Here is a 12,316-nt window from a genome sequence, read left to right on the forward strand (position 1 = left end):
CGTGCGGCACACGCGCACGCATGCGGCGGAAGCGTCCGGTGACCGTGGACGCGAGCAACCCCGCATTCCACCCATTGAAGTGACATTGCCCGAGGGGGGCATTCCGTTGACCCTGTACGACCTAGTCGCGCCCGGTCCCGATCTCGGGGGCGAACCGCGCTACCGGATAGCCGAGATACGCGCGGCCGATCCGCTCGGCGCCGACGCCCTGCTCGCCGCACTGCCCGCGATGAATGCCGACGCCGATGTGCCCGCGCTCACCGTCGCCCTGCGCACCCTGGTGCCCGACCCCGACCGGGTCGCCGCCCTTGCCGTCACCGACGCGCTCGCCGCGATGCGCGACCTGGGCATCCTCCTCGGCTCGCTCAAACGGCACGGCACCGAGCCCGTCGCGGCGGTCCCCGAAGTCCTGCCGGTGCTGGAGGAGCTGGGCAGGCGCACCGACATGGTGCCGCGCGACACCGTGCACCACTACACGACGTGGAACCCTCGCGGCGCCCGGCAGCGCATGTACACCGGGCACACCATGGAGGGCAATCTCCAGGACGCGGTCCGGATGGTCTTCCCCAGCCTGGTGACCGCTCTCGGCACCTGCGCCGAGCTCGCCCGGATGGAGCCGTACGAACCGGGCTTCTCCCTCTCGCTCGAGCGCACCGCCCAGCATGTGCGGTCCATGGTCGACTCCATCGACTTCACCGTCGCCAATGTCTCCCCGGTCTTCTTCGCCAAGGAGATGCGCTCCTACTTCGAGGAGATCGACATCGCGGGCGTCGACTATCTCGGCCCCGCCGCCGCCCAGGTGCCGCTCTGGCTGGTCGATCTGACGCTGTGGCAGAGCGACCGCAGCGACCCCGCCTACGACGCGTTCCTCGACGAGTCGATGCGGTACAGCCTCCCCTCCTGGCGCGACCACTACGCCGCGCACCGGGGCGGCACCTCCGCGGTCTCCAAGCTGTCCGCCGCCATCAGCTGGGAGGACGCCGAACGGCTGCCGCCGCAGCTCGCCGCGTCCGCCGTGTCCCTCGTACGTGTGCTGCGCATCCTCAAGACCTTCCGCGCCCGCCATATGACCATCGCCCGCAAGGCGTACAGCGAGGAGGTGCGCCACTATGAAGTGGGCAGCGGAGGGGCCCCGATCGAACTTCTACGCGCGGTGCTCGACCTGACCCGGGACAACGAGACCCTCGTGCGCCAGTCCGCCGAGCGGCCGCGCACCCCCGTCGCCTGACCGTCCCCAGGAGGTCCCTCCCCATGCCCCACATAATGATCGCCGGCGGTGGAATCGCCGGTCTGACCGCGGCACTCGCCCTGCACACCGCCGGATTCCAGCGCATCACCGTCGTCGAGACGGTCCGCGACATCCAGCCGATCGGCGCCGGGCTGAACATCATGCCCAACGCGGTCCGCGAACTCGACGCACTCGGCCTGCTCGACCGGCTCGAAGAGCGCGCCGTACGCACCCGGGAGCTGCGCTACTACCACTGCAGCGGCGGTCTCATCTCCCGCGACCGGCGCGGCCTGGGCGCCGGATACCACTGGCCCCAGCTCTCCATCCACCGCGGCGAACTCCAGCTCGCGCTCGCCGAGGCGGTACGCACCCGGCTCGGCCGCGGCGCCCTGGTCGGCGGCGTCAAGGTGACCGGCGTCGAACCGCTGCCCGACGGCAGACCCCGGGTCCAGCTGGAGCACCGCGACGGCGCACGGCGCGGCAAGGCATCGCTCGAACCCGATGTCCTCATCGGCGCCGACGGCATCCGCTCCGCCGTCCGGGCCGCGCTCAATCCGGGCGAGGGCGAACCGCCGTGGAACGGCATGCTCATCTGGCGGGGCGTCTCCCGGATACCCGCCCACCGCATCGGGACCTTCATGTTCATCGCGGGCGACGACCGCCGCAAGGCCGTGGTCTACCCCCTCACCGAGCCCGCCGGGGACACGGGCGAGGTGCTGGTCAACTGGGCGCTTGTGATGCCGGCCGACTCCGTCGAGGACGCCTGGCGCGGCGACTGGAACCGTCGGGTCCCCGTCGAATCGTTCCTGCACCACTACGAAGGCTGGGAGTTCGACGGAGTCAGCGTCCCCGACGTGGTCCGGGCCGCCGACACCGCGTACGAGTACCCCATGGTGGACCGCGAGCCGCTCGCGCGCTGGTCCCACGGCCGTACGACGCTGATCGGCGACGCGGCCCACGCCATGTACCCGGTCGGCTCCAACGGCGCGACCCAGTCCATCGTCGACGGCCGCGCACTCGCCCACGCCATGGCACTGCACGCCGACCCCGCCGACGCGCTCGCGGCATTCGAGGCCGAGCGCAGGCCCGCCATGAGTGAACTCCAGCAGTCCAACCGGCAGCTCGGCCCCGAGGTCGTCATCAGCCTGGCCCACCAGCGGGCCCCCGGCGGCTTCAGCGACATCGACGAGGTGATCCCGCAGGCGGAACTCGCCGAGATCGCCGCCCGGTACGCGGCCACCGGAGCCTTCGACCCCGGGACCGTCAACCGGGGGTCCCCGTACGACCTGGCGACGCGTTCGCCGCGCTGAACGCCCCGGCGAGCGCCCCCCGGACGGCCGCGCGCCGTGGCTGCGGAGGGCGGGGTACAGATACCGTCATGGGTGACGGAAAGGACGCACACCGTCGTGCGTCCCCTCGGATGCGTACCTCCCCTGCGAAGGTGGAACCTGTGAAGGCCATTCGTCGATTCACCGTCCGCCCCGTCCTCCCCGAACCTCTCCGACCGCTCAGCGACCTCGCGCGCAATCTGCGCTGGTCCTGGCATGCCGAGACCCGTGACCTCTTCCAGTCCGTCGACCCCGAGGAATGGCAGTCGGCGGGCGGCGACCCCGTACGGCTGCTCGGGGCCGTATCCGCAGCCCGGCTCGCGGAACTGGCCGGCGACCGGCGCTTTCTGCGCAGGCTGTCCGCCGTCGCCGACGACCTGGACGACTATCTGCACGGACGCAGGTGGTACCAGGCTCACGGCGGCGCAGGCACATCCGAAGGGACCGAATTCCCTGCCGCGGTCGCCTACTTCTCGCCCGAGTTCGGCGTCACCGCCGCACTGCCCCAGTACTCCGGCGGTCTCGGCATCCTCGCCGGCGACCATCTCAAGGCAGCCAGCGACCTCGGCGTACCGCTGATCGGCGTCGGGCTGCTCTACCGGCACGGCTACTTCCGCCAGTCCCTGTCCCGCGACGGCTGGCAGCAGGAGCACTATCCCGTCCTCGACCCGAACGAACTTCCCGTCAGTCTCCTGCGGGAGCCCGACGGGACACCCGCCCAGGTCTGTCTCGCACTCACCGGCGGCCGCTCGCTGCGCGCGCACATCTGGGTCGCGCACGTCGGTCGCGTACCGCTGCTCATGCTCGACTCGGACGTCGAGGAGAACGGCTCCGGCGAGCGCGATGTCACCGACCGGCTGTACGGCGGCGGCAGCGAGCACCGGCTGCTCCAGGAGATGCTGCTGGGCATCGGTGGCGTACGCGCGGTGCGTACCTACTGTCGGCTGACCGGCCACCCCGAGCCCGAGGTGTTCCACACCAACGAGGGGCATGCCGGCTTCCTCGGCCTGGAGCGCATCCGCGAACTCGGCGAGTCCCCGGAGGACGGCGGCCGGGGGCTCGACTTCGACGCTGCTCTCGAAGCCGTGCGCGCCGGCACCGTGTTCACCACCCACACCCCGGTGCCCGCGGGTATCGACCGCTTCGACCGGGAACTCGTCGCCCGTCACTTCGGCGAGCGCGGGGAGCTGCCCGGGGTCCCGGTCGAGAAGGTGCTCCAGCTCGGCATGGAGACCTACCCGGGTGGCGAGCCCAACCTCTTCAACATGGCGGTGATGGGACTGCGGCTGGCCCAGCGCGCCAACGGGGTCTCCACCCTCCACGGCGCCGTCAGCCGCGGAATGTTCGCCGGGCTGTGGCCCGGCTTCGACGCCGAGGAGGTGCCGATCACCTCGGTCACCAACGGCGTGCACGCGCCGACCTGGGTGGCGCCCGAAGTGTTCCGGCTCGGCGCGCGCCAGATCGGCGCAAGCCGCGCCGAGGACGCCCTGTCCGTCGGCGGCCCGCAGCGCTGGGACACCGTCACGGACATCCCGGACGCCGAGATCTGGGAGCTCCGCCGGGAGCTGCGCGAACAGCTCGTCATGGAGGTGCGCGACCGGCTGCGCGCCTCCTGGCGGCAGCGTGGCGCCGGCGCCGCCGAACTGGGCTGGGTCGAGGGGGTGCTCGACCCCGATGTGCTCACCATCGGCTTCGCCCGCCGGGTCCCGTCGTACAAGCGGCTCACGCTCATGCTGCGCGACCGGGACCGGCTGATGGAGCTGCTGCTGCATCCGACCAGGCCGATCCAGATCGTCGTCGCGGGCAAGGCGCACCCGGCGGACGACAGCGGCAAACGCCTCGTACAGGAGCTGGTGAAGTTCGCGGACGATCCGCGGGTGCGGCACCGGATCGTCTTCCTGCCCGACTACGGCATGGCGATGGCAAAGAAGCTCTACCCCGGCTGCGACGTGTGGCTGAACAATCCGCTGCGACCGCTCGAGGCGTGCGGCACGAGCGGGATGAAGGCGGCGCTGAACGGCTGTCTCAACCTGTCCGTCCTGGACGGCTGGTGGGACGAGTGGTTCGAGCCGGACTTCGGCTGGGCGATCCCGACCGCGGACGGCTCGGCGACCGATGAGGACCGCCGTGACGAGCTGGAGGCGGCCGCGCTGTACGAGCTGATCGAGAACCGGGTCGCGCCGCGCTTCTACGACCGTGGGGCCGGCGGACTGCCTCAGCGCTGGATCGAGATGGTCCGGCGCACGCTGTCCACCCTCGGCCCCAAGGTGCTCGCGGGCCGCATGGTGCGTGAGTACGTGGAGCGGCTGTACGCCCCCGCTGCCCAGGCCCACCGGGCCCTGGACGCGGACACCGCCCGGGAGCTGGCGGCCTGGAAGGCGCGGGTTCGGGTGGCCTGGCCGCAGGTGGCCGTCGACCATGTGGAGGCTCTTGAACAGGCCGCGGCATCCGGCACGGCGGAGCTCGGCGACACGCTCGCGCTGCGGGTGCGGGTCGCCCTCGGCGGACTCCAGCCGGACGATGTGGAGGTGCAGGCGGTGGCGGGCCGCGTCGACTCCGACGACGCGATCGGCGACGCGCAGACCTCGCCGCTGAAGCCGGCGGGCGGCCCGGACCTGGAGGGCCGCTGGGTGTACGAGGGGCCGCTCTCCCTCGGCCGCACGGGGCCCTTCGGCTATACGGTGCGCATTCTGCCCGCCCATCCGCTGCTCGCGGCCAGCGCGGACCTGGGTCTGGTCGCGCTGCCGACGGAGGCGACGGGGGAGGGCGCGGGAGTGCTGATGCGCTGAAGGAGGGCGCGCTGATCCACGGTGCGGACGGGTTTCGGCCCGTCCGCACCGAGCCGTATTGACGGGCGCCGAACGGGCGCCCTTTTTCATGGCGTGAAGTCAGAGTCTTGACGTGCCCATGGGATGCCTTTAGTTTCCTGAGCCACCACCGAGTTCACTCTCGCGCCCAATGTTCATATGAGTGAACGCGGTTGGCCCACCCCCACACCCGGAAGGCACCCCCCCATGCGTACCGGATCGCGCGCCCTGCGCAGACCGAAGCTGCTGCTGTCGGTCCTCGCCGCCGTCCTCGCAGGAGTGCCGCCCGCCGTACTGGCGGCCCCGGCCTCGGCCGTGAAAGACCCCGCCCACCAGGCCGCGAAGGCGCAACAGGCGGCCGCGCCCGGGAACTTCACCCACCCCGGGGTGCTCGTCAGCCGTCCGGAGATCGCCGACCGGCTCCGGTACGCGCTGGGTCTGCACGCCAAGTACCAGCTCGGCGAGCCGGTGCCGGGCAACCTCTGCGACGGCAGCCTCAAGGACAGGCTCGGCCCGGTCACCGAGGTCGGCTTCAATGCCCTGCACACCCGGCTGGGCATCGACATGAGCAACGCCCGGCGCCTCACCGAGCAGCAGCGGCCCGCGGGCTCCAACAACCTGTTCGTGGCGTGGGAGACCCTGACCCACGCGAACAACCCGGCCTAGGCCCGGCGCGGGCATCGGACGACGAGTGGACGGCACGGAACGAGCCACAGTTCGAAACGATCGCGGCGAGCGGCAACTACCCTCCGCTCAACACCCTGTTCACACAGGATGAGTTCGAGCCGGACCTCGAAACCCGCTTCGAGGTCGGGCTCCGCCGAACCCTCGACGGCATCGCGATGATGATCAGCGAAACGTTCGCTTAACGAACATGACCATTCGGGCAACGGACGAGTTCCGGCCAACTTGTTGACGCGCTCCTGACAGATGGCGTCCATAGCTGCCACTCTTCCCCCGATCCACGCTCCACATGCTCCGCATGCTCTGCCCGGCCGGCCTACCCAGTCGCCCGGTACCCCCCTCGCAGAAGGAGTTCGCGTGAGACCCACGCCTCGCCGTCGCACCACCGCGACCGGAGCTCTCATAGCCACCGCCGCCCTCCTGGCGGTCGGATTCCAGACCGGCACCTCCGCAGCCGAACCGGCGTCAACCGCCGCACCGGCAGCGGCGAAAGCAGGCAAGGCCAACCCCGGCGCCCTGCCGTTGAACCTCAGCCCGGCCCAGCGGGCCGAGCTGATCCGCAAGGCGAGCGCCACCACGGCGGCCACCGCCAAGGAACTGGGCCTCACCGCCCAGGAGAAGCTCGTCGTACGCGATGTCACCCAGGACCGCGACGGCACCACCCACACCCGCTACGAGCGCACCTACGGCGGACTCCCGGTCCTCGGCGGTGACCTGGTGGTCGCGGAGACCAAGACCGGTGCGACCGAGTCGGTCAGCAAGGCGTCGACCGCGGTTCTCAAGAACGTCGACACCAGCGCCGATGTCGCCCCGGCCACCGCCGAGAAGCAGGCGCTGGGCGCGGCGAAGGCGGAGGGTTCGGCGCGGACCAAGGCCGAGCGCGCGCCCCGCAAGGTGGTCTGGCTGGCGCAGGGCAAGCCGACTCTCGCGTATGAGACCGTCGTCGGCGGCCTCCAGCACGACGGCACCCCGAACGAGCTGCACGTCGTCACCGACGCCACCACCGGCAAGAAGCTCTTCGAGTGGCAGGGCGTCGAGAACGGCACCGGCAACACGCAGTACAGCGGCTCGGTGACGCTCGGCAGCGTGCAGTCCGGCTCCACGTACAACCTCACCGACACCGGGCGCGGCAGCCACAAGACGTACAACCTGAACCACGGCAGCAGCGGCACCGGCACCCTGTTCTCGGGTTCCGACGACGTCTGGGGCAACGGCCAGGCCTCCGAGCCGGAGACCGCGGGCGCCGACGCGGCCTACGGCGCCGGGCTCACCTGGGACTACTACAAGAACGTGTACGGCCGTTCCGGCATCCGCGGTGACGGCGTCGGCGCGTACTCCCGGGTGCACTACGGCAACGCCTACGTCAACGCGTTCTGGCAGGACAGCTGCTTCTGCATGACGTACGGCGACGGCTCGGGCAACGCCAAGCCGCTCACCTCGATCGACGTCGCCGGGCACGAGATGACCCACGGTGTCACCGCCGCCACCGCGAAGCTGGTGTACAGCGGCGAGTCCGGCGGCCTCAACGAGGCGACGTCCGACATCTTCGCCTCCGCGGTCGAGTTCTACGCCAACAACGCCACGGACAAGGGCGACTACCTCATCGGCGAGAAGATCGACATCAACGGCGACGGCACCCCGCTGCGCTACCAGGACAAGCCGAGCAAGGACGGCGCGTCCAAGGACGCCTGGTACTCGGGCATCGGCAACATCGACGTCCACTACTCCTCAGGACCGGCGAACCACTGGTTCTACCTGGCCTCCGAGGGCAGCGGCGCCAAGACCATCAACGGCGTCAACTACGACTCGCCGACCTCCGACGGACTGCCGGTGACCGGCATCGGCCGGGACAAGGCCGCGCTGATCTGGTACAAGGCGCTCACCACGAAGTTCAACTCCACGACCAACTACGCGGCGGCGCGCACCGGCACCATCGCGGTCGCGACGGAGCTGTACGGAGCCACCAGCGCCGAGGTCAAGTCCGTCACCGACGCGTGGGCCGGCATCAACGTCGGCGCCCGTCCCGGCGGCGACCCCGGCCCCGGCACGGTCTTCGAGAACACCGCCGACGTCTCCATTCCGGACAACGGCGCGGCGGTCACCTCGTCGGTCACCGTCACCGGCCGCACGGGCAACGCCCCGAGCACGCTCAAGGCCGGCGTGGACATCATCCACACCTGGCGCGGTGACCTGGTCGTGGACCTGGTCGCCCCGGACGGCACGGTGTACAACCTGAAGCCGTTCAGCGGCTCCGACTCGGCGGACAACGTCCAGGAGACCTACACGGTCAACGCCTCCTCCGAGGTGGCCAACGGCGTCTGGAAGCTGCGAGTCCAGGACAAGGCCGCGCTGGACACCGGCTACATCAACAGCTTCAAGCTCACCTTCTGAGGCTGCTGAGCCTGTCGCACGAGGCTGCCCGGGGGCATCTGCCCCCCCGGGCAGCCTCCGCGTTCCGTGCGCCCTTGCCCCCACCCCGGCGGTGGCCGAGAAGTAGTGCGCCGTTGCCCGCGCAGTCGCGGATCCCGCACGTGGCTCACCCCACCAGACTGTCGCGCCATGCCCGGTGCAGACCCGCGAACCTGCCGTCCCCGCCGATCAGTTGGTCCGGTGCGCCGTCCTCCACGATCCGCCCGTTCTCCATCACAAGCACGCGGTCCGCGATCTCGACCGTCGACAGCCGGTGGGCGATCACGACGGCCGTACGCCCGTGCAGCACCGTGTCCATCGCGCGCTGCACGGCCCGTTCGCCCGGGATGTCGAGCGAACTCGTCGCCTCGTCGAGGATCAGCACGGCCGGGTCGGCGAGCAACGCGCGGGCGAAGCCCACCAGTTGTCGCTGACCGGCGGAGATCCGGCCGCCCCGTTTGCGTACGTCGGTGTCGTACCCGTCCGGCAGACCGCTGATGAAGTCGTGCGCCCCGATCGCCTTCGAGGCCCGCTCGATCTCCTCGCGGGTGGCGTCCGGCCGCCCGATCGCGATGTTCTCGGCGACCGTTCCGGAGAACAGGAAGGCCTCCTGGGTCACCATCACCACGCCGCGGCGCAGTTCGGGCGTGGACAGCTCGCGCAAATCGACGCCGTCGATCAGTACCCGCCCCTCGCTCGGGTCGTAGAAACGGGCCAGCAGCTTGGCGAGGGTGGACTTGCCGGCGCCGGTCGAGCCGACGACGGCGACCGTCTGGCCGGCCGGGATGGTCAGATCGAAGCGGGGCAGCACCTCGCCGCCGGTGCGGTAGGCGAAACGGACGCCCTCGAAGACGACCTCGCGACCGGGGTGCTCGCCGTCGAGCGCGGGCAGCTGCCTGGGGTCCCGCGCCTCGGGCACGGACGGGGTCTGGGCCAGCAGCCCGGCGATCTTCTCCAGCGAAGCCGCCGCGGACTGGTAGGAGTTCAGGAACATCCCGAGCCGGTCGATCGGGTCGTACAGCCGCCGCAGATAGAGCACGGCGGCGGCCAGCACACCCAGCGCGAGCGTCCCGCCCGCGACCCGGTACGCGCCCCAGAGCACGATCCCCGCGACCGCGGCGTTGGCGACGACCCGGGAGCCGACGACATAGCGCGCCATCTCCAGCAGGCTGTCGCCGTTGCTGCGCTCATGGCGGTGGTTGAGTACCCGGAAGTCCGCGTCGTTGGCGCCCTCGCGCCGGAAGGCCCGCACGGGCCGGATGCCGTTCATCGTCTCCGCGAACTTCACGATGACCGCGGCGATCGCGGTGGAGCGGACGCTGAAGACGACGCCGACACGGCGCTGATAGCGGCGTACGAGCAGATACAGCGGTACGAACGAGAGCACCGCGAGCCCGCCGAGGCCGAGGTCGAGCCAGAGCAGCATCGACGAGATGTAGACGAAGGCGAGGACGACCGTGATCAGCTCCTGGAGCCCCTCGCTGAGCAGCTCACGCAGGGACTCAACGTCCGCCGTCGAACGGGAGATCAGCCGTCCCGAGGTGTAGCGCTCGTGGAAGTCGACGCTCAGGGCCTGGGCATGGCGGAAGATCCGGCCGCGCAGGTCGAGGAGAACGTCCTGGTTGACCCGGGCGGCGGCGGTGATGAAGCAGTACTGGAACAGCCCGGCGCCGAGCGCGCACCCGGCGTACCCCACGGCGACGGCGATCAGCGGCCCGTAGTCGCGTCCCCGGAAGGCGGGCACGCCGCGGTCGATGGCGTACGCGACGAGCAGCGGCCCGGCCTGGACGGTGGCCTGCTGGAGCAGCAGGAGCAGCCCGGCGAGTGCGACGCGCGCGCGGCGGGGCGCGAGGAGGGACCGCAGCAGGGCGCCGGTCGCGCCCTTGGGCGCGGGCAGGGCGTCCCGGTCGAAGGGATCGTCCCCACCGGGCGCGGTCGTCCGCCGCTGTGGCTCCTCCGGCTGCTCGACTGGCGGCGCGGCGGTTGTCGACGACGTCATCGGACACCTTCCTCGGCGCTTGCTTTCACGCCGGACATGAGCCACGCGTACTCGGTATTCGTACGCAGCAGTTCCTGATGTGTGCCCACCGCCGCGATGCGGCCCTGCGACAGCAGCGCCACGCGGTCCGCCAGCATCACGGTCGACGGGCGGTGCGCCACCACCAGAGCCGTCGTGTCCTCGAGCACGCTGCGCAGGGCCGCTTCCACCAGTGCCTCCGTATGCACGTCGAGGGCCGAAAGAGGGTCGTCGAGCACCAGGAAGCGCGGTCGGCCGACCACCGCCCGGGCCAGCGCGAGGCGTTGGCGCTGGCCGCCGGAGAGGGTGAGGCCCTGTTCGCCGACCTGGGTGTCGCTGCCCTGCGGCAAGGAGCCGACGAAGCCGGCCTGGGCGATGTCGAGCGCCCGCCCCAACTCCTGCTCGCCCGCGCCTGCTCCGGCGCCCATCAGGACGTTCTCGCCGACGCTCGCCGAGAACAGCGTCGGCTCCTCGAAGGCGACGGACACCAGCTCGCGCAGCCGCTCCCGCGGCATCGCGGCGATGTCCTCGCCGTCGAGCGTGATCCGCCCCTCGGTCACCTCGTGCAGCCGCGGGACGAGCGCGGTGAGGGTGGTCTTTCCGGAGCCGGTGCCGCCGACGAGAGCCATGGTCTCGCCCGGCCGCACGCGCAGGTCGATTCGGGCGAGCACGGGCGCCGAGTCCGCGTGCGCGTCGGGATAGCGGAAGGTGACCCCTTCGAACGCCAGGCCCGCCGCCCCGGACGGACCCGCCCCGGCGCGCGTGCGCGCTTCCGCGGTCGGCTCGGCCACCGGGGACGCCAGGCCCGCTGCCCCGGACGTCCCCGCGAACGCGTCCGACTCCTCCTTCGCGTCCATCACCTCGAAGTACCGCTCCGTCGCCGTCGCCGCCTCCTGGCTCAGCGCCAGCAGAAAGCCGATCGAGTCCACCGGCCACTGCAGCGCCAGCGCCGTCGACAGGAAGGCCACGAGCGTGCCCGCGGACAGTTCGCCGTCCGCGACCTGGACCGTGCCCAGCACGAGCGCCGCACCAATGGCCAGCTCGGGGATCCCCGTGATCAGCGCCCAGATGCCGCCCAGCAGCCTCGCCTTGCCCAGCTCGGTGCCGCGCAGCTGCTGCGAGAGCTCCCGGAAGGCGCGGGCCTGGCTGCGGTGGCGGCCGAAGCCCTTGATGATGCGGATGCCGAGCACACTCTCCTCGACGACCGTCGTCAGATCGCCGACCTGGTCCTGAGCCCGCCGCGCGACGACCGCGTACCGCGACTCGAAGAGCCAGCAGAGAATCACCATCGGCACGATCGGCGTGAGCAGTACCAGCCCCAGCGACCACTGCTGGGCCAGCAGAATGGCGATCCCGACGAGGATCGTCGTCGCATTGACCACCAGGAACGTCAGCGGGAACGCCAGGAACATGCGCAGCAGCATCAGGTCGCTCGTGGCGCGCGAGAGCAGCTGGCCCGAGGGCCAGCGGTCGTGGAAGGCCACCGGCAGCCGCTGCAGATGCCGGTAGAGGTCGGCCCGCATCGCCGCCTCGACCCCGGCGAGCGGCCGGGCCACCAGCCATCGTCTGAACCCGAAGAGCACCGCCTCGACGATCCCCAGTAACAGCAGCGCCAGCGCCCCGAGCCAGACCCCGCCGGGGTCACGGCCCGCGACCGGGCCGTCCACCATCCACTTCAGTACGAGCGGAATGACCAGGCCCAGACATGAGGCCACGATGGCGACGAATGCCGCGCTGAACAGGCGAGTACGGATGGGGCGTACATACGGCCACAGCCGCAGCAGCGTACGCACGGCGGACCGTTCCTTGGCAGTTGCATGGGTTCTGGGCATCAGTTGCGAGC

The 12,316-nt window shown here is 71.0% G+C and carries 6 protein-coding genes and 1 pseudogene; 5 read left to right on the forward strand and 2 right to left on the reverse strand.

Annotation, left to right across the window (positions count from 1 at the left end; translation table 11 throughout):
* The first annotated feature begins 106 nt into the window (after positions 1-106).
* From ACQEVG_RS27030 to ACQEVG_RS27050, 5 genes and pseudogenes are all read left to right on the forward strand, one after another.
* Positions 107-1,228: a monodechloroaminopyrrolnitrin synthase PrnB family protein gene (locus tag ACQEVG_RS27030; RefSeq protein WP_432988438.1), complete on the forward strand. Its 1,122-nt coding sequence runs from the start codon at positions 107-109 to the stop codon at positions 1,226-1,228.
* Between the two features lie 23 nt (positions 1,229-1,251).
* Positions 1,252-2,538 carry an FAD-dependent monooxygenase gene (locus ACQEVG_RS27035; protein WP_432988440.1) on the forward strand — a complete coding sequence of 429 codons (1,287 nt, stop codon included), beginning with the start codon at positions 1,252-1,254 and terminating at the stop codon, positions 2,536-2,538.
* A gap of 140 nt (positions 2,539-2,678) precedes the next feature.
* Positions 2,679-5,345 (forward strand): alpha-glucan family phosphorylase, encoded by a 2,667-nt coding sequence (glgP, locus tag ACQEVG_RS27040; protein ID WP_432988442.1) that lies wholly within the window; start codon positions 2,679-2,681, stop codon positions 5,343-5,345.
* 420 nt (positions 5,346-5,765) lie between these two features.
* A pseudogene (locus ACQEVG_RS27045) lies at positions 5,766-6,029 on the forward strand (alginate lyase family protein); the annotation flags it as partial.
* 375 nt (positions 6,030-6,404) lie between these two features.
* Positions 6,405-8,438 carry a M4 family metallopeptidase gene (locus tag ACQEVG_RS27050; RefSeq protein WP_432988444.1) on the forward strand — a complete coding sequence of 678 codons (2,034 nt, stop codon included), beginning with the start codon at positions 6,405-6,407 and terminating at the stop codon, positions 8,436-8,438.
* 145 nt (positions 8,439-8,583) lie between these two features.
* Here the strand turns inward: ACQEVG_RS27050 and ACQEVG_RS27055 are convergent, their stop codons facing one another.
* Together ACQEVG_RS27055 and ACQEVG_RS27060 are read right to left on the reverse strand one after the other, a co-directional pair.
* Positions 8,584-10,455 carry an ABC transporter ATP-binding protein gene (locus tag ACQEVG_RS27055; RefSeq protein WP_432988446.1) on the reverse strand — a complete coding sequence of 624 codons (1,872 nt, stop codon included), beginning with the start codon at positions 10,453-10,455 and terminating at the stop codon, positions 8,584-8,586.
* Positions 10,452-12,305, reverse strand: a complete 1,854-nt coding sequence (locus ACQEVG_RS27060; protein ID WP_432988448.1) for an ABC transporter ATP-binding protein — start codon at positions 12,303-12,305, stop codon at positions 10,452-10,454. The genes ACQEVG_RS27055 and ACQEVG_RS27060 overlap by 4 nt, the downstream gene beginning before the upstream one ends.
* Between the last annotated feature and the right edge of the window lie 11 nt (positions 12,306-12,316).

This window comes from Streptomyces sp. CA-135486, assembly GCF_050936555.1.
GTDB lineage: Bacteria > Actinomycetota > Actinomycetes > Streptomycetales > Streptomycetaceae > Streptomyces.

Coding starts and splice junctions, on each gene's coding strand:
- ACQEVG_RS27035 (WP_432988440.1), top strand. CDS start 1,252: ATGCCCCACATAATGATCGCCGGCGGTGGAATCGCCGGTCTGACCGCG.
- ACQEVG_RS27055 (WP_432988446.1), bottom strand. CDS start 10,455: ATGACGTCGTCGACAACCGCCGCGCCGCCAGTCGAGCAGCCGGAGGAG.
- ACQEVG_RS27060 (WP_432988448.1), bottom strand. CDS start 12,305: ATGCCCAGAACCCATGCAACTGCCAAGGAACGGTCCGCCGTGCGTACG.